Here is a 17,985-nt window from a genome sequence, read left to right as displayed (position 1 = left end):
AGAACTTTTGAATGAAAATATCTGATACGAATACCAATATCCTAATTACCGGCGCAGGTCTTTGTGGTGCTCTGTTGGGATTGCGTCTTGCCCAACGCGGCTACACCGTGAATATTTTAGAGAAACGACCCGACATGCGTACCAAAATTGTGGACGCTGGTAGGTCCATCAACCTTGCCCTGTCAGACCGTGGACTCAATGCCCTTAAAATGGTGGGTCTGGGCGATAAGGTAAAAGAACTGTGCATACCCATGAAGGCACGCATGATCCATCCTAAAAACGGCGCCGTTATCACCTCAAATTATAGCGGTCGTGACGATGATTACATCAACTCCATTTCCAGGGAAGATCTCAACAAACTCTTGTTAGATAAGGCCGACGAATATGATAAGGTCCAGATCGACTTTAATGACGAGGTACTGTCGGTAGATGTAAAAACAGGAAGTGTAGAATACAAGGACTCGGAAACCGAAACCGTAAAACAATGGCATCCCGATATTCTGCTGGGTACCGATGGTGCCGGCTCTAAAGTACGTCAGGCCATGGCGCGACAGCGCGAGTTCTTCTTTTCCTATACTACAGACTGGTTGCCACACGCTTATAAAGAACTGCGCATGCCACCGGCAGATGATGGCGGCTGGCGCATTGATAAACATGCCCTGCACATCTGGCCACGTGGTGGTTTTATGTTGATCGCTCTTCCTAATCTGGATGGTAGTTTTACCATGACCCTTTTTATGCGCCGCAAGGAATCGCCACAAAGCTTTGAGCAAATCACCACAGATGAAGAGGTGACGGCTTTCTTCAAGGAAGAGTTCCCTGATGTCTTTGATGAAATACCCGATTTGTTGGAGCAATACCAGCGTAATCCTGTTCCGCCTTTGGGCACCGTGCGTTGCTCTCCATGGACCGCTCACGGCAAGGTGTTGATGATGGGTGATGCCTGTCATGCGATCGTTCCCTTTTACGGGCAAGGCATGAACGCCGGCTTTGAGGACGTGACCGTTTTTGATCAGATTTTGGGAGAATGCGACGACTGGGAAGAAGCCATGAAGCGATTCTCGGTAGAGCGCAAACCAGATACAGATGCCATTGCAGACCTTGCTTTGGACAACTTTGTAGAGATGCGAGACAGCGTTTCGCATCCTAATTTCCAGACAAAACGTGCCATAGAGATGAAGCTGGAGTCCGCTTTCGCGAAAGCGCAATACTCCTCAAAATACTCACTAGTAACGTTCCCTCCAGAAGGTATGGGCTACCGTGAAGCCATGAAAAGAGGCCGCGCCCAGGACAAAGCCATTATCTGGCTCATCGACAATGATCTGATAAAGGTCGAGGACAGCGCCGAAAGCCTACTCGCCGCGATCAATAAGAAAACGGAAGAGGTTATTTGGCATAGGAGTTAATTAATGTAAATTTGATTAATTCTGCAACTAAATTCTTTTTCAAAATGATCAAATTATTACTCAAATCAACTTTGTTTATTGTAGCATTTCTATTTGTTCAAGTTACGCACGCAGATCAGCTAGCATATATAAGGCTTGATCAAGCAAAAGCTGCAAAGGAATATTTGGAAACTCAATCACATGTAATTGTGTGGTGCGCTTGTTGTGAGAATGAGGATCAACAATACTTGACGATTGAAAACATTTATTACAAAAATGTCAATTATAAGAATTTATATCAAGTAGTACTTCAAGGAAAAGATATAGAAGGAAATCTAGAAACTGTCAATTTGGATTTAGCTTATACCCATGTCCCTAAGGATGGCTATTATCATACCGTAGGAAAATTATTAAATTATGACTGTGATCCCTGCACACAACCATTCAAAATCGATAGCCTAAATGGCTTATATGTCAATCCTACTTACGGTAATAGATCATCCAATAGTATCCATATATTGGATATTTTCGTCTCATCAGATTTCATTATGATGCATATACTTTATAAAAGTCCAATAGAATATGAAAATGGAGGTTGGTCCAGAATTAATTCTGATGTGTATATTAAAAATTCTGAGGGTAAAGCAAAATATAGTCTTTTGAAAGCAGAAGGTATTGCTATTGCTCCAAATATAACCGAAAGCGATTTTGCTGGACAACACCGGTCATTTCGACTTTATTTTCCTAGGATTCCTGACTTAAGTAAATCGATTGATATGATAGAGTGCGTAGAAGATGAGTGTTTTAACTTTTTTAACATTTCCCTAGCGAAAAAATTTAATTAATGATATTTTCAAAAAGATTTTTTGTTCTAGGTTTCTTGTTTCTTTTTATGCTAACGAGTTGCAAAAAAAACCAGAAAGCCAAAAATGAGAACAATGATGAAGTTTTTATTCAATCTAAAGTATATATATTTTTAGATTTTTATGAAGATATGACTTATGACGAACTAAATGATGTTCTTGAATTATTAATTAAGGAAGAAAAAATTGCTTTTGTTCCAAGTCCCAATGCAGAAAAATATTTCTATTTGACGGGTTTTTGTAAAGTTCCCATGTCTTTTGAATTTGGAAATGGTGGGTTGAAAAGCATTGTTTTAGAGGATGCCCGTTGCTTAATCGAAGACTTTAGTCAAAAATATAAAGAAGTTGAATTCATCAATCAGGAAGTAGATTTGGTAAATTATACAGCATATAACGACGACTTTAATCCAAACTCCGTGTATCAAGGTAAAGAACATAAAGTGTTTTGCTATGGTGATTCTAGAGAAAACTGGAAAAGTGAATTTGACTTTAAGGTTCGTAAGGAGTATCAAGTAGTAAAATCAATCTTAAAAAAAGAACCAACAATTATAAAAAAAGGAGCTATTTTAATTGAAATTAAGTCAAAGGAAGCGCAATCCGGTTTGATCAAGGACAAAGTATATTCTAATAGTATCGATGATATTAGTTGCCGTTGTGACTTAGATAAATCTGAATTTCTCAGTGATGCCTTTTCTGAAGAAAGTTGCGAACAATTTTACATGAGAACAAGGTCAAAATATGTTGCTTATATGAGACGAGACTTCAACCACAATTACGATATCAGATACCAATCGATACAAAACCATGAGAACATCCTAAATCAGAGAGAAAATCATCAAAAAAACCTCGAAGAAAATTATCAAAAGCAGAAAGAAAGAATTAACATTAGGGCGAAATCCGCTATGGATGAAATTTGATTAAAACTTGTATTTATAATGAAATCAATGGTAAAAATATATTGATAGATGAAATTGAAAATATGCGATTGAAAGCTCTGAGTTTACATGAATATATCAAAGATATAGCTTCTAATGATCAAGATATCGATGACCTTAGCTGGTTTGTTAAGATAGCAACTGAACACATAGAAATCTTACATTCAAGTCTAAAAAAGATCAAATTTGAATCAAATAGGTGATTCTTGAATGCTTCTCTAACACAATTATCATCGGCGGTGGCGCGGCAGGCTTCTTTACAGCCATTAACCTCGCCGAGCAGCGTCCGGATCTTTCCATCACCATATTAGAACGTGGTAAGGACGTGCTTCAAAAAGTACGTATTTCTGGCGGTGGACGATGCAACGTCACTCATGCCGAATTCGATCCAAAACCATTGACAGGCAATTATCCGCGAGGTGAAAAAGAACTGCTGGGACCATTCCACAAATTTATGACCGGCGACACCATTGCCTGGTTTGCAGATCGTGGCGTGGAACTCAAAATAGAGGACGATGGCCGCATGTTTCCCATCACAGATTCTTCTCAGACTATCATCGATTGCTTTCTTAGTCTGGCCAAAAAACACCATATTCAAGTATTGACCTCACAAAATGTAATGGCGCTAGAGCGACATGACCATTGGAAAGTGATTACCAAAACCGACGAATTCACTTGCGATCATCTAGTCGTTACGGCTGGTAGCAGCCCAAAGATTTGGGAGATGATGAAGTGCTTAGGTCATACCATTGTAGATGCCGTGCCGTCACTCTTTACCTTTAATATAGTTGACAAAGCCATTACAGACCTTGCTGGTATTGCACTGGAAGCTCGTGTTGAAGTGCCGCAGTTACAACTAGAATCTCAAGGACCGCTGTTGATTACGCATTGGGGATTTTCTGGACCGGCCATTCTCAAAATGAGCGCTTGGGGCGCAGTGCAGCTTCATAATTCCAACTACAAATTTGACGTGGCCATCAACTGGCTCAATTATATTTCGCAAGAAGAATGTTACGAGATGCTGCTCGCCAAACGTGACGATAGTAAAAAGCAGATTTCCAACGATCGGTTGTATGAGATTCCAAAAAGGCTCTGGAATTACTTGGTTCACAGCTTGAATTTAGAAGACAAGACCTGGGCCGAATGTTCCAACCAGATCCTAAAAGAATTAGCTATTACTCTAACCGCAAGTGTTTTTAAAGTCGATGGAAAAAGTACCTTTAAGGAAGAATTTGTTACTGCCGGCGGCATTGATTTAAAAGAAGTGGACTTTAGAACTTTTGCGAGCCGCAAGCAGGAAAACCTCTATTTTGCTGGCGAGATATTAAATATTGACGCCATTACCGGCGGCTTTAACTTCCAAAACGCCTGGACCGGTGGCTGGATGGTGGCGCAGGCGATTTCTCAATCTTAAGCTCATTTTACAACTCGTAAAAACTCTATTGCTTACCTTTATTTTCTTAAAACCATACCCGTGAATAAGAAAACCATGCTCATGATCCTGGACGGTTGGGGAATCACTCAAGATCCCAAGGTCAGCGCGATCGCACAGGCAAACACGCCATATATAGACAGTCTTTACGATAAATATCCACACGCCACGCTACGCACAGATGGCGAGAATGTTGGCCTGCCAGACGGCCAGATGGGCAATAGCGAGGTAGGTCACATGAACCTGGGCGCTGGTCGCATCGTGTATCAGGACCTTGCCAAAATCAATAAAGCCGTTCGAGAAAATAGTCTTAAAGATGAACAAGTGCTGGTGGATGCATTCGCTTTCGCGAAAGCGAACTCCAAAAAAGTACATTTTGCAGGATTGGTATCAGATGGTGGCGTTCACGCACACATCAACCACTTGAAAGCATTAATCGATGCTGCGCTGGATTATGGGCTGGAAGATCTTTTTGTACACGCCTTTACAGACGGTCGCGATGTGGACCCAAAATCTGGAGCTGGATTTCTGGAAGAGTTGGAACAGCACATTGCACAGACACCGGCACAAATCGCTAGCGTCATAGGTAGATATTTTGCCATGGATCGTGACCAGCGATGGGAACGCGTAGCCAAGGCCTACCACCTAATGACCGATGGTATGGGCGCGCCCAGCCATGATGTGGTCGCATCAGTACGTGAGAGTTATGCGTCTGGATTGACAGATGAGTTTATTGAACCCATTGTCGCTTTAAATGGAGGCGAACCGGTCGCCAAGGTAGAAAGCGGCGATGTAGTCATCTTCTTCAATTACCGTACAGATCGTGGTCGTGAGTTGACAGACATGCTATCCCAACGCGATTTTCATGAGCAAAATGCGCACAAACTGGACTTGTACTATGTGACGATGACGACCTATGATGAAAACTTCAAGGACATCAAGGTCATTTTTGAAAAACCAAATTTGAAAAACACCTTAGGCGAGATCCTATCGGGTGCAGGAAAGAAACAAATACGCATTGCAGAAACCGAGAAGTATCCTCATGTAACCTTCTTTTTTAATGGTGGTGAAGAGAAACCCTTTGACGGCGAGGAGCGCATCATGTGTAAATCACCCAAGGTGGCTACCTATGACCTACAACCAGAAATGTCCATCGATTGCGTTTCAGGAAAAATAATCCCTGAAATCAAAAAACAATATGCCGATTTCATTTGTTTGAACTTTGCAAATCCTGACATGGTAGGACATACAGGAAGTATGGAAGCTGCCGTTGCCGCCTGTGAAGCGGTAGACCATGCAGCACAACAAGTAATTGACGCTGCCGTTGATAATGGTTATACGGTGATTGTGATTGCAGATCATGGGAATTGTGAAGTGATGATCAATCCTGATGGTAGTGTAAACACAGCGCATACGACTAATCCTGTACCGCTTATTCTGGTAGATCAAGATATTAAGTCGATAAAAGATGGTGTTTTGGGCGATATTGCGCCTACCATTTTAAAATTGATAGGCGTTGAACAGCCAGCAGAAATGACACAAAAACCTTTAATATAAAATTAGAAATGAGAAAAATACTACCTGCAGCCATAGCTGCCATATTACTTACCGCTTGTGGTTCTCAAAAAGAAGCAACCACAACCAGCACTAGCGAGGCTAAAACTGTAGCCACTGTAGAAATGACAAAACCAGAAGCACAAATGGCCACGATGGTCAACGGCAACCTGCAAGGCGTTGCGTCTTTGAAAGATTTCCAGAGTGAGCCATTCAGCTCTTGGTTTACACCTAGATATGAAGACTACACACCAGATGCCGCAGTGGTGTCAGAATTGAAATCGGAGATGAAGGATGTAAGCATACGTGCCTATATGGGAACTTGGTGTGGAGATTCTAAAAGGGAAACTCCTAAGTTTTTCAAGCTTTTGGATGCCGTTGGATATGATCAAAACAATCTTACCATGGTCACAGTAGACCGTTCCAAAAGAGAACCGGCAGATCTTGTCAACGGTTATGACATTAGCAGGGTTCCAACGTTTATCTTCTATAGAGATGGTGAAGAGTTGGGTCGCTTTGTGGAATACCCGCGAGAGACTTTGGAACAGGACATTTTAAAAATCGTCAGCGGTCAGGATTATAAACATTCCTACCAAAACTAAAACCTTTTAAAGGAGAGCAATTCGCTCTCCTTTTTTATTCTCCTAATTATGGACAAAATAAATCTAGCTGAAAAATTTGATCTATTCCAAGAAACATGGACGCCTAAAATCATTAGCGAACTCAATGGGCAGCAAGTCAAGCTTGCCAAATTGCACGGTGAGTTTGTTTGGCACAATCATGAGCAGGAAGATGAACTTTTTTATGTGGTAAAAGGAATTTTGAAAATTCGCTTTCGCGCCTGCCTGCCGGACAGGCAGGAAAGCGAGGTCATTCTTCATCCAGGTGAAATGATTGTGGTTCCTGCAGGTGTGGATCATTTACCAATAGCAGAAGAGGAAGTTCATGTGATGCTTATTGAACCGGCTGCCATTAAACACACAGGAAACGTGCAACATGAACTGACTAAGGAGCAACTGGACTGGATCTAGATTTCGCTTGTTTAAAAAGGAATTGCGTTAGGGATTGAAACGGAAATCCTTTTGTTGCGGCGGTAGCGCGACAAAAGATTGTAGTGTAAAGCCCGACCGTAGGGAACGCCACCATCTTAAATATTACAGGATCCTTACATCTTTCTTATTTTAGCAGCTTGTAAACGACAAGATGATAGTTACCAAAACCAAAGAAGAGCTAGAAATCATGCGCCAGGCGGCGTTGATGGTAAGTAAAACCCTAGGTATGATCGCGGCAGAGATTAAACCTGGCGTGACCTCGCAACGACTGGACAACCTAGCGGAACAATACATTAGAGACAATGGTGCCATTCCAGGATTTAAGGGGTTGTACGATTGTCCCAGCACGCTGCTGATCAGCCCTAACGAAGAGGTGGTTCATGGATTGCCCAAGGATGTGGCGATCAAGGATGGTGATGTACTATCCATTGACTGCGGCGCAATTGTGGACGGTTTTTATGGCGACCATGCGTACACTTTTACGGTTGGTGAGGTCCCGGAAGAGACTAAGTTGCTTCTCGAGCGTACCAAGAACTCCTTATATATAGGTATCGAGCAATTCCGTTTAGGGAATCGTGTGGGCGATGTAGGTTATGCGATCCAGGAATATTGTGAAGGTTTTGGTTATGGTGTGGTGCGTGAATTGGTAGGACATGGTTTGGGACGTGTGATGCATGAAGATCCCCAAATGCCTAACTACGGGAAACGTGGTCGCGGTAAAAAGTTTGTAGAAGGAATGACCGTCGCCATTGAACCTATGATCAATATGGGAACCAAAAGCATCAAGCATTTCCCAGATGGCTGGACCATCAAAACCCGTGACGGTAAGCCCAGCGCACACTTTGAGCATGATGTGGCTATCGTTGACGGCGAGCCTAGGTTATTGAGTACGTTTGATTATGTGCACGAGGTTTTGGGAATTACTTCAAATGAAGAAGATCCTTATCGCTGGAAAGAATAGCACACTAAAACGAGCAATAAAAAAGCGAGATACTATGGAATGTATGCCGCTTTTTTATTGAAATTATAATGGAGACCTAATTACAAATCTGTTCTCCAGATCAGGTCAAGCCCAAAGAAGATCGAGCTATCAAACTCTGTATTCAATCTTGTACGATCGTCACCAGAAACCTGGAAGGTTAATATTTGGGCACCAACGGTGTCTCCTTGATTATATAAACCATAGTCCGTAGTATCATAACCTACTTTTCCTCTTAGGATCATCGTGTTATCAAAGAATGCGTAAGCTGCATAAAGCCCGAAACGTATACTTTCTTCCTGCACATAAAACTGCGAATCGGTTTCTTGAAGATTATAGGCTTTTATAGAGGTGACCAAATTGGCACCTAGACTAAAATCTTCGGTGAAATTGTAATTGACATCTGTACGAATAGGAAGCGTCGCGTTGATGTAAAACTTATCGTTTTCGCTTTTGTACCACAACCCTACAAGCGGAGTAATAGTAGTACCAAATTGTTCTGTACTTACATAACTACCAAATTTTAAGCTGTAACTACTAGAATAGCGCTTTTCAAACAAGGCGAGTCCGCCCAACTGTAGATCTGGTGAATCCAGGCTTCCCGCAAAGTCTGAAGCAAATTTTGGTAAAAACACATAGGTTCCACTCCATTTATTGCCATGGTTCTGTTTCACACCTAGATTGAGACGTGTCATGATAAGATTACTTCTATCTGCATTATACTGTAAACCCAATCTTGTATTCTCATAAGTAAAACCACCAATGATGGTCGTCTTTGCAGATATAGGATAAGGAAAGTAAAATTCAATGTTGGTATTGCTCACCTCGGTATCCACCTCTGTTTCTGGGTCAATATTACCTAAATCAGCATAATTATAGGAGTACTTGAATAGGTCAAAATAATCCTGAGCGTTAGAAAAACTTGCTGTGAAGAGCACTGCAATGAAGAATAGAAGATTTCTCATAAAGTTGATTTTAATTGATGGAAATCTACGTCGTAATTATCATATAATAAAATAAAATGTTAAATACTGATCGATGGGTAATAAATGACCTACAAAAACACGGAATTGATAAAGCTGCTCTAATAAAACCAGAATGACACTTTAAACTGTCATCATTTGATCAAGATCAATCTAGTACATGTATTTTTGCTTCAGGATATCTATTAACTCGATTCAAAAGGTTCTCCATCCAGTGAAAAAACTATTCAAATTCTTTCTCAACTTGATACCACGGCCATGGTTGATCAGTGCGAGTTATGCCGTGCGGCCTTTACTTGCCTGGTGGTATCGTGGTGATCGCTATGAAGATCCTATTGACGGGAAGAAATTCCGCAGTTTTTTACCCTATGGGTATGGCAAGGTGCGCGAGAATGTACTGTCACCTTCTACTCTATCACTAGAGCGCCACCGGTTGTTATGGCTGTATTTGCAGCGAGAAACGACTTTGTTTTCTGCACCTACTAAGCTGCTTCATTTTGCACCAGAGCAATGTTTTTATCATCGCTTTCGCGAAAGCGAACTCATTCAATACACTACTACAGATCTTAATTCACCACTGGCAGATGTTCAAGCAGATATCTGCAACCTGCCATTTGAGGATAACGCATTTGACATGATTTTATGTAATCATGTCCTGGAACATATTCCTTATGATGCGACGGCCATGAAAGAATTGTATCGCGTTCTCAAATCTGGCGGCAAGGCCATTTTTCAGGTACCGCTGGAAAATGATCGCGCCAAAACTTTTGAGGACGATTCCATCACAGATCGCGCAGAACGTGCGCGCATTTTTGGTCAATACGATCACGTACGCATCTATGGGATGGATTATTTTGATCGCCTGCGCGAGATTGGTTTCAACGTAGAAGCTTGTGATTACACCAAAACTTTAACGCCAGAAAAGATCGATTATTACCGGCTGGCGGCTGGCGAACTCATTCCCGTCGTTACAAAATAGGTTGTTTCACGTACTGATTGAATCCTGGCGTCGTCTCAAACTTGAGCTTGCCGTCGGTTCCCATATACATGATCAGGACTTCAATTTCAGGAAGATTTGGTAGCAGTCTTCTGGATTTTTCTAGTGGCATCGCCATAAATGCGGTGGCATAACCATCTGCCAGCGTACAGTTTTCTGCAATTACATTGACACCTAGCACCTCACTGGGAACTGCCTTGCCTGTCAAAGGATTCACCGTATGCACGTACTCCTTGCCAGATTCCTGATCAATCTTGAACTTGCGGTAATTGCCACTGCCGGCCATGGCCTTATCTTTTAGTTTGACCGCAGTGACGAGTTCTCTCTGGCCAGCTACTTGTGTGGGATCATCAATGCCTACACTCCACTCTTGTTGCTTCTCAAGGTTGATTCCCGCAGCGGTGACCTCGCCACCAACTTCTACCAAGTAATCTGTGATACCGTGATTCTCTAGCATTCTGGCGATATAATCTACCAGAGTGCCTTTTGCAATCGCATTGAATTCCAGATAAATACCACTATGGCTGCTTTCCACAAAGTACTGGTCTTCTTTTCCGGCAGGTACCATATCCAGCTTGTAAAAACCCACGTATTGCAACAAACTATCGATTTGATAATCTTGCGGGACTTTCTCCTTTTTGCCGTCAGCGCCAAAGCCGTAGGCATTCACTAGATTCCCTACAGTTGGATCAAAATAGCCGTCGGTTTTGCGGTAGATTTCTTGGGCAAAGTCAAAGACTTCCTTGAATTCCTTTCCTACAGCTACACTATCCTTTCCTGCATTGATCTGGTTGATTTTGGAATCTGGAACCCAAGTGGACATACTTTGATTAAAAAGATCAATCAGACTATCTACTTTAGGCTCTAGATCCTTGGTCTCATTAGCAAAGTACTTGATAGAATAAGTCGTGCCTATGGCGTTGCCGTATAACTCTTGTGTAGTGGCAGAAAGGTCCTGATCGGTCTTTTTACACGAACTCAAAAGAAACAAAAACGATATTACTGCTAGATATTTCATAACCTTAATGATTGATGTCCAAAGTTACCAATTGCACACGATCCTATAGGTAGTAAACATTTAAGATTTGACCGGCTATTATAACTTTTTGTTAGTTCTCCAGCCATGCCCATCAGGTTACCTTTAAATAAAAAACAATGGACTTAAAGCTACAAGGGAAAACAGCACTCGTCACAGGATCCACTAAAGGAATAGGAAAAGCCATCGCTCAAAAACTATTGGAAGAAGGTGCCACGGTAATCTTGCACGGTAGTAGTCAGGATTCCGTGGATAAGAGTAAAAGTGCTTTTAGCACCTATGAAAAGGTAAGCTTCATGCCAGCCGATTTTGCCGACGTCAATTCTATCAATACCTTCATTGAAAAACTGCCCGAAATTGACATTCTTGTCAATAACCTGGGCATTTTTGGCGGTAAAGAATTTCCAGACATTACTGATGAAGACTGGATGTCTTTTTTTGAAATCAATGTCATGAGTGGTGTGCGTTTGAGTCGTGCCCTATTTCCCAAGATGATGGAGAAAAACGAAAATGGCCGGATTATATTTATAAGCAGTGAGAGCGCTCTCAATATTCCCGAAGGAATGATTCATTATGGAATGACTAAAACAGCGCAACTCTCCATCTCAAGAGGACTTGCTAAACTCACTAAAGGTTCTACCGTAACGGTAAATAGCGTGTTGCCTGGACCTACATATTCCGACGGTGTTCAAGACATGCTGGACGACATGAGCGATGATGGAAGTCACGATAGAGAAAAAATGGAACAGCATTTTTTCAATGAAGAGCGACCGTCCAGTTTGATACAGCGTTTTACAGATCCTATAGAAATAGCAAATATGGTGGCATATGTGGCCAGTCCATTATCAAGCGCCACCAACGGTGCATCCTTAAGAGCAGAAGGTGGAATCGTCGATTTTATCTAATCCTTGATTTCTATCAGACCAGCATAGTTGACCACATAATCGTCCTCATGATGGACAGGCATGTCATAATCCCTAGAATTAGCCAGACCTACACCAGCAAAGTAGGTTCTGGCTTTATATTTTACCGCATGATCATAAACCGTCTTCATCAACTTCTCGTCATACTCTACGGGATTTGCTGGGTATGTAATGGCGCGCACCACAACAAAATGTAACTTTTTGTTTTTGAGGGCCACAAATTGCGGGTCCTTTTTGGGCTTTGAATTTACGGCCAGAAATTCAAAGCCTTGCTCCTCCATTTCCTTGCCCACGATATTCATCGCAAGCTGATGTAGTTCTTGAGTTGTCAACGGTGTCATTGTACAAAGATAACGACTGTAGGTAAGTTCGCTTTCGCGAAAGCGAATTCATCCACCAGCTATTTCCTATATTTAGTCGTTAATTTTTTATAATGAAATACGGCAAGCTGTGTTTGATAGCCATGTTTTTGGCTTGGTTCATTTCCTGCGACAAAACTGAAGATCCTAGCGAGGCCATCGCCGCAAAACCTGTAACGGAATATGTGAATCCGTTTGTGGGAACTGACGGTCATGGGCACACCTATCCTGGCGCCACGATGCCTTATGGGATGATGCAATTAAGTCCAGATACACGGCTGGAAGGTTGGGACGGCTGCAGCGGCTACCATTACAGCGATGATAAGATCTATGGTTTTTCCCATACGCATCTGAGTGGTACTGGCGTGAGCGACTATGGCGACGTGCTTTTAATGCCCACCAACCAGCCCATTTTAAACAATGGCGCCGATGGACAGAAAGGATACCGCTCTACCTTTTCTCATGAAAAAGAAGAAGCGAGTCCTGGATACTACAGCGTCCATCTGGATGACACCAATATTGAAGTGGAACTGACCGTATCGCGCAGAAGCGGCATGCATCGCTACCAATATCCAGATAGCACGAATCAATTTCTGATTTTGGACCTGGAACATCGTGATAAATTGTTGGAGCATGAATTGAATCTTGAGTCTGCAACAGAGGTTTCTGGAAAAAGATTCTCCAGCGCCTGGGCGAGTAAGCAGATGCTGTATTATTATATTCAAACCTCGCATCCCATAAAAAACTGGGATCAAGATGCAGGTGATTCACCCACGAAGCGAGCGCTAGAGTTTGAGAATCCAAATAACGAACCGGTAATTATTAAAATAGGAATTTCTGCAGTTGATGTAGATGGAGCAAAGAATAACCTAAAAGAGGAAATTGGAGTAAAGTCCTTTGAGGATGTACGCCAGGAAGCGACGACGGCTTGGGAAAAAGAACTCTCTAAAATCATTGTGGAAGATAGCGATGAGGAAAAAGTCAGCACCTTCTATACAGCGTTGTATCATACCATGCTGGCTCCAAATCTTTATCAAGATGTAGATGGTCGTTACCGAGGCATGGATCTAGAGATTCATCAAACCAAAGATTTTGATTACTATACCGTTTTCTCTTTGTGGGACACCTATCGAGCCGCTCATCCGTTATACACGATTATTGATCAAAAAAGAACCAACGATTATATCAACACCTTTACGGCAAAATATGATGAAGGCGGCATCATGCCTATCTGGGATCTTAGCGGTAATTACACAGGTTGTATGATAGGCTACCATGCTGTTCCTGTTATTGCAGATGCCTACCTCAAAGGAATCAGGAATTATGATATCGACACGGCCTTTGAAGCCATGAAGCACAGTGCAATGCAGGATCATTTAGGTTTGAAATCTTATAAAGAATTAGGCTTCATACCTGTGGAAGAAGAAAGTGAGTCGGTTTCCAAAACCCTAGAATATGCCTACGATGATTGGACCATTGCCCAAATGGCAAAGGCGTTAGGTGCCAAAGCAGACTATGAAGCTTTCATTAAACGAGCGCAGAACTATAAAAATCTATACAATCCAGAAACTGGCTTTTTTCAAGGTCGCTACAGAAATACGTGGTTTTCACCATTTGATCCTTTTGAAGTCAATTTTAATTATACTGAGGCCAATGCCTGGCAATATTCCATGTATGTGCCACAAGATATCAATGGACACATAAAGCTAATGGGTGGCGAGGCTAATTATGAAGCACATCTAGATAAACTATTTACCGCTGCTCGTGAAACCTCTGGTCGCAACCAAGCAGACATTACCGGCCTCATCGGGCAATATGCGCACGGCAACGAGCCCAGCCATCATATGGCCTATTTATATAATTATGTTGGTAAAGCCTCAAAGACTCAAGAAAAAGTTCATGAAATCTTGACCACTTTATACTCCAATACACCTGACGGAATTTCCGGCAATGAAGATTGCGGTCAAATGAGTGCCTGGTATGTATTGAGCTCGCTAGGATTTTATCCGGTAACTCCAGCCAGTAATCAGTATGCCATAGGATCTCCCTTATTTGATAAGGCTACGATTCATTTTGAAAATGGAACATCGTTGACCATCAAGAAAAACGGTAGCGGAAAATATATTGACGCCATGTATATGGACGAAGACCCGAATGATTGGGTTAATAGCAGATCACATAATACTGCTTTTATTACTCACGAACAGTTAATGGCTGGTGGGTTTTGGGAATTTGATATGTCAACCGTTCCAGATTCTTGGGGTAGTTCGCTTTATCAAACACTAACGACCAGAATCACAAATAACTCAATTGTAACGCCACCGTTCATCAAAAAAGGTGACATCACTTTTCCTAATCAAACGGAGATAGTACTGGAAACTACCAGCTCAAATCAGGATATATATTATTCACTCAACGGTGAGCGATTTATCAGATATGATTCTGCCATCACTATTGCTAACTCCCAACTTCTAAAAACCTACTCGGTTTATAAAGGCATTCATAGCGACACGATACAAACAGACTTTTACAAATATGATGCAGATCGATCTGTGACTCTTAATTATCAATTTGCTAATGAATATAGCGCAGGCGGCAAGAATGCTTTGATTGATGGTTTAAAGGGAACTAGAGATTACCGTTCTGGCGCCTGGCAGGGTATTAAAAATCAAGATCTTGATATTATGGTAGATCTTGGATCACTAAAGAGCGTCAACGAGGTGAGTATCAATTTTCTGAAAGAACAAAGAAGTTGGATATTCTACCCGCAAGATGTGGAGATAATGCTGCTGGATTCCAAACAAGAAGTTATTACTTCAAAAACAATAGAACTGCCTGAAACAGGAAGGGAAGAAGTTAGCGAGATCTATACTGCAAATAGTTCTTTTGAAAAAATGGCTGCAAGGTATGTAAAGGTTGTGGCCGCCAACTACGGTGCGTTACCAGAGTGGCATCTGGGTTTTCCCATGAAAGGAACGGCCTGGATATTTGTTGACGAAATCACTATTGAATAAGATTTGAAAAGAAGAAACTTTATAGCCACCAGTATCAAGGGTAGCCTAGCGTTGAGCATGGGCATCCAATTATTAGCTTGTAAAACACCCAAAATGACAAAACAAAAAATAAATCCCATAGCCATTTGCACTTGGGGATTTGTATCTGCAAATGAGACAGCTGGAAAAGCACTGGATGCTGGAATGAATGCCCTAGATGCATCCATTGTAGGCGTGGCAGTAGAAGAGGAAAATATCAAAAACACCACCGTTGGCAAAGGTGGCGCTCCAGACCGTGAGGGAAATGTGACTCTTGACGCCACCGTTATGGATCATACCGGTAATTGCGGCGCTGTAGTTTGTGTAGAAGATTATACCAACGTAGCGGCAATAGCAAAAAAAGTCATGACTGAAACTCCTCACGTCATGCTGGCAGGCAAAGGAGCCGAAGAATTTGCCGAAAAGCAAGGATTCAAAAAAGAAAACCTGCTAACGGAATCTTCAGAGAATGCCTATAGGGAATGGTTAAAAACCAGCCAGTACAAGCCCATCATTAACATTGAGAACCACGACACCATAGGCATGGTGTGTATGGATGGCAACGGCGATATTTCTGGTGCCTGTTCCACCTCTGGATTATCCTATAAAATGAAAGGTCGTGTGGGCGACTCTCCTATCATAGGTGCTGGTTTGTTCATCGATAATGAAATAGGTGGTGCGGCCGCCACTGGAATGGGTGAAGAGATCATGAAGTCTGTGGGCAGCTTTTTGATAGTAGAATTGATGCGTAACGGCATGAGTCCGCAGAAAGCTTGTGAAGAAGCTGTAATGAGAACCATACGCAAAAATTCAGGCTATAAAGATTTCCAGGTGGCCTACATCGCCATGAACAAAAAAGGCGAGACAGGCTCCTTCTGCATCCATAAAGGCTTTTCTATGATGGAATATCGTGAGGGTACAAATCGTCAGATTCCTTCCTCATATTATCTAAAAGATTGATTACTTGGTAAAAATCAGTATGTTTAATTACGCTTTCGCGAAAGCGAGAACACCACAATCATTAATTACCTAATTATAGTAATCCTATTACCCCAATGAATTCTAATAAAACCAATTACACCGTTCCGTTTATCATTATCACAGTACTCTTCTTTTTATGGGGTTTTATCACCGTATTGGTAGATAGTCTGGTACCACGGCTTAGGGAAGTTTTTGAATTAAGTTATTTCCAGGCTGGATTGGTACAATTTGCCTTTTTCTTGGCCTATTTTGTGTTTTCCATTCCTGCTGGGATCCTGCTTTCCAAAGTAGGTTACAAAAAAGGAATCGTCATAGGGCTTGCCACCATGGCAATAGGTTGTTTGTTATTTTATCCAGCATCATCAGAGCGTATTTTTGGAGTGTTTTTGTTGGGATATTTCACGCTAGCTGCTGGTATCACCATATTGCAGGTAGCCGCAAATCCTTATGTAGCCGTTCTGGGATCAGAAGAAGGTGCAGGTAGCCGTCTTAATCTTGCGCAGGCATTCAACTCTTTAGGTGCCTCGATCGCTCCTATTGCTGGTGCCGCATTTCTATTGAGCGACAAAATCCTAACCTCTCAAGAAATCACCACATTAACTGACGCTCAACGGGAAAGTTATTATATCACTGAAGCCGGTGCGGTTCAAACTCCGTTTCTGTTCTTTGCCGGACTGATAGGATTGCTTGCTGTGGCTTTCATTTTCATCAAGTTACCAAAACTACAAAAAACTGCCAAAGGTGGTTATGCAGCACTTCTCAAGAAAAGATCTGTATGGATGGGAGCTGCTGGGATTTTTGTCTATGTAGGTGCAGAGGTTGCCATAGGTAGTTACCTGGTCAACTATTTTATCGATCTGAATCTGGAAGAGACCATACGCAATAACGAGTTCATGGGGAATATCGCTTCGTTTTTCCTGAACGCAGACATCAACGACATTGATGCCAAAGCCGTGGTAGGCGCGTTCCTGTTCTTCTACTGGACCGGTGCCATGGTAGGTCGTTTTATAGGATCTGCCTTAATGCGTTTTATAGCTCCATTTAAGGTGCTTATGACATTCACCGCTCTAGCTATTCTGATGATCCTTATAAGTGTATCCACTGACGGCTTGCTGGCCATGTGGTCCATTCTGGCGGTTGGTTTATTCAATTCCATCATGTTTCCTACGATTTTCACCTTGACCTTAAATGGATTGGGCGACCTGAAACCTCAAGCCTCTGGATTGTTATGTATGGCTATTGTAGGTGGAGCTATTGTGCCCATCAGCTTTGGCGCACTAGCCGACTCTCTAGGCTTTGCGCTGGCATTTCTATTACCTATGGCATGTTACGCCTACATCATGTTCTTTGCCTTTTATAAGGGTAGGAAGATTGAGGTTGTTACCGTGTAAATCTTAAAAGTTATTTACAGAAAGGTTGCCTTTTTGGCGATAACTATTTGAAATACAATTTGTCACACTGATCTATTTCAGTG

The 17,985-nt window shown here is 42.0% G+C and carries 16 protein-coding genes; 13 read left to right on the top strand and 3 right to left on the bottom strand.

Annotated elements, in window-relative coordinates:
• Window positions 1-11 precede the first annotated feature (11 nt).
• From BST86_RS14345 to map, 8 genes are all read left to right on the top strand, one after another.
• The gene (locus tag BST86_RS14345; RefSeq protein ID WP_105983849.1) at window positions 12-1,406 is read left to right on the top strand and encodes an FAD-dependent oxidoreductase; all 1,395 of its coding nucleotides are present in this window, start codon (window positions 12-14) and stop codon (window positions 1,404-1,406) included.
• A gap of 44 nt (window positions 1,407-1,450) precedes the next feature.
• Window positions 1,451-2,230 (top strand): hypothetical protein, encoded by a 780-nt coding sequence (locus BST86_RS14340; RefSeq protein WP_105983848.1) that lies wholly within the window; start codon window positions 1,451-1,453, stop codon window positions 2,228-2,230.
• Window positions 2,230-3,165, top strand: coding sequence for a hypothetical protein (locus BST86_RS14335; protein ID WP_105983847.1), 936 nt, complete (start codon window positions 2,230-2,232; stop codon window positions 3,163-3,165). The genes BST86_RS14340 and BST86_RS14335 overlap by 1 nt, the downstream gene beginning before the upstream one ends.
• A gap of 217 nt (window positions 3,166-3,382) precedes the next feature.
• The gene (locus BST86_RS14325; RefSeq protein WP_394340892.1) at window positions 3,383-4,597 is read left to right on the top strand and encodes a BaiN/RdsA family NAD(P)/FAD-dependent oxidoreductase; all 1,215 of its coding nucleotides are present in this window, start codon (window positions 3,383-3,385) and stop codon (window positions 4,595-4,597) included.
• Between the two features lie 60 nt (window positions 4,598-4,657).
• Window positions 4,658-6,172 (top strand): 2,3-bisphosphoglycerate-independent phosphoglycerate mutase, encoded by a 1,515-nt coding sequence (gpmI, locus tag BST86_RS14320; protein WP_105983845.1) that lies wholly within the window; start codon window positions 4,658-4,660, stop codon window positions 6,170-6,172.
• Between the two features lie 8 nt (window positions 6,173-6,180).
• Window positions 6,181-6,771: a thioredoxin family protein gene (locus BST86_RS14315; protein WP_105983844.1), complete on the top strand. Its 591-nt coding sequence runs from the start codon at window positions 6,181-6,183 to the stop codon at window positions 6,769-6,771.
• A 48-nt stretch (window positions 6,772-6,819) separates the two neighbouring features.
• Window positions 6,820-7,200 carry a cupin domain-containing protein gene (locus BST86_RS14310; RefSeq protein WP_105983843.1) on the top strand — a complete coding sequence of 127 codons (381 nt, stop codon included), beginning with the start codon at window positions 6,820-6,822 and terminating at the stop codon, window positions 7,198-7,200.
• A gap of 172 nt (window positions 7,201-7,372) precedes the next feature.
• The gene (map, locus tag BST86_RS14305; RefSeq protein ID WP_105983842.1) at window positions 7,373-8,182 is read left to right on the top strand and encodes a type I methionyl aminopeptidase; all 810 of its coding nucleotides are present in this window, start codon (window positions 7,373-7,375) and stop codon (window positions 8,180-8,182) included.
• Between the two features lie 80 nt (window positions 8,183-8,262).
• Here map and BST86_RS14300 read toward each other — a convergent pair whose 3' ends face one another.
• Window positions 8,263-9,165, bottom strand: coding sequence for a DUF6268 family outer membrane beta-barrel protein (locus tag BST86_RS14300; protein WP_105983841.1), 903 nt, complete (start codon window positions 9,163-9,165; stop codon window positions 8,263-8,265).
• Window positions 9,166-9,397: 232 nt separating this feature from the next.
• On the opposite strand from BST86_RS14300, the gene BST86_RS14295 reads away from it, so the two are divergent.
• Window positions 9,398-10,162, top strand: a complete 765-nt coding sequence (locus tag BST86_RS14295; RefSeq protein WP_172443359.1) for a class I SAM-dependent methyltransferase — start codon at window positions 9,398-9,400, stop codon at window positions 10,160-10,162.
• On the opposite strand, the gene BST86_RS14290 is transcribed toward BST86_RS14295, so the two are convergent.
• A complete protein-coding gene (locus BST86_RS14290; protein WP_105983839.1) occupies window positions 10,152-11,198 on the bottom strand; it encodes an FAD:protein FMN transferase in 1,047 nt (348 codons plus the stop codon). The genes BST86_RS14295 and BST86_RS14290 overlap by 11 nt on opposite strands.
• A 137-nt stretch (window positions 11,199-11,335) precedes the next feature.
• Here BST86_RS14290 and BST86_RS14285 point away from each other — a divergent pair, with 137 nt between their 5' ends.
• Complete coding sequence (locus BST86_RS14285; RefSeq protein ID WP_105983838.1) at window positions 11,336-12,121, top strand: SDR family NAD(P)-dependent oxidoreductase; 786 nt, start codon at window positions 11,336-11,338, stop codon at window positions 12,119-12,121.
• Here BST86_RS14285 and BST86_RS14280 read toward each other — a convergent pair.
• The gene (locus BST86_RS14280; protein ID WP_055411877.1) at window positions 12,118-12,480 is read right to left on the bottom strand and encodes a hypothetical protein; all 363 of its coding nucleotides are present in this window, start codon (window positions 12,478-12,480) and stop codon (window positions 12,118-12,120) included. The genes BST86_RS14285 and BST86_RS14280 overlap by 4 nt on opposite strands.
• Before the next feature lie 92 nt (window positions 12,481-12,572).
• Between BST86_RS14280 and BST86_RS14275 the strand changes: the two genes are divergently transcribed.
• The 3 genes from BST86_RS14275 (at window position 12,573) to BST86_RS14265 (ending at window position 17,902) form a co-directional block, all read left to right on the top strand.
• Window positions 12,573-15,512, top strand: coding sequence for a GH92 family glycosyl hydrolase (locus BST86_RS14275; protein WP_105983837.1), 2,940 nt, complete (start codon window positions 12,573-12,575; stop codon window positions 15,510-15,512).
• A gap of 3 nt (window positions 15,513-15,515) precedes the next feature.
• A complete protein-coding gene (locus BST86_RS14270) occupies window positions 15,516-16,490 on the top strand; it encodes a glycosylasparaginase (protein ID WP_105983836.1) in 975 nt (324 codons plus the stop codon).
• Between the two features lie 95 nt (window positions 16,491-16,585).
• The gene (locus BST86_RS14265) at window positions 16,586-17,902 is read left to right on the top strand and encodes a sugar MFS transporter (protein ID WP_105983835.1); all 1,317 of its coding nucleotides are present in this window, start codon (window positions 16,586-16,588) and stop codon (window positions 17,900-17,902) included.
• The last annotated feature ends 83 nt before the right edge of the window (window positions 17,903-17,985 follow it).

The organism is Nonlabens agnitus (genome assembly GCF_002994045.1).
In the GTDB taxonomy this organism is placed as follows: domain Bacteria; phylum Bacteroidota; class Bacteroidia; order Flavobacteriales; family Flavobacteriaceae; genus Nonlabens; species Nonlabens agnitus.
The sequence above is the reverse complement of the archived record's forward strand: the minus strand, read 5'-3'. Positions and strand labels throughout refer to the sequence as shown.

Excerpts from the sequence above, each read along its gene's own strand:
- BST86_RS14285 (WP_105983838.1), top strand. The coding sequence starts at position 11,336 with ATGGACTTAAAGCTACAAGGGAAAACAGCACTCGTCACAGGATCCACT.
- BST86_RS14310 (WP_105983843.1), top strand. The coding sequence starts at position 6,820 with ATGGACAAAATAAATCTAGCTGAAAAATTTGATCTATTCCAAGAAACA.
- BST86_RS14340 (WP_105983848.1), top strand. The coding sequence starts at position 1,451 with ATGATCAAATTATTACTCAAATCAACTTTGTTTATTGTAGCATTTCTA.
- BST86_RS14290 (WP_105983839.1), bottom strand. The coding sequence starts at position 11,198 with ATGAAATATCTAGCAGTAATATCGTTTTTGTTTCTTTTGAGTTCGTGT.
- BST86_RS14345 (WP_105983849.1), top strand. The coding sequence starts at position 12 with ATGAAAATATCTGATACGAATACCAATATCCTAATTACCGGCGCAGGT.
- BST86_RS14275 (WP_105983837.1), top strand. The coding sequence starts at position 12,573 with ATGAAATACGGCAAGCTGTGTTTGATAGCCATGTTTTTGGCTTGGTTC.
- BST86_RS14300 (WP_105983841.1), bottom strand. The coding sequence starts at position 9,165 with ATGAGAAATCTTCTATTCTTCATTGCAGTGCTCTTCACAGCAAGTTTT.
- BST86_RS14280 (WP_055411877.1), bottom strand. The coding sequence starts at position 12,480 with ATGACACCGTTGACAACTCAAGAACTACATCAGCTTGCGATGAATATC.
- map (WP_105983842.1), top strand. The coding sequence starts at position 7,373 with ATGATAGTTACCAAAACCAAAGAAGAGCTAGAAATCATGCGCCAGGCG.
- BST86_RS14335 (WP_105983847.1), top strand. The coding sequence starts at position 2,230 with ATGATATTTTCAAAAAGATTTTTTGTTCTAGGTTTCTTGTTTCTTTTT.
- BST86_RS14315 (WP_105983844.1), top strand. The coding sequence starts at position 6,181 with ATGAGAAAAATACTACCTGCAGCCATAGCTGCCATATTACTTACCGCT.
- BST86_RS14265 (WP_105983835.1), top strand. The coding sequence starts at position 16,586 with ATGAATTCTAATAAAACCAATTACACCGTTCCGTTTATCATTATCACA.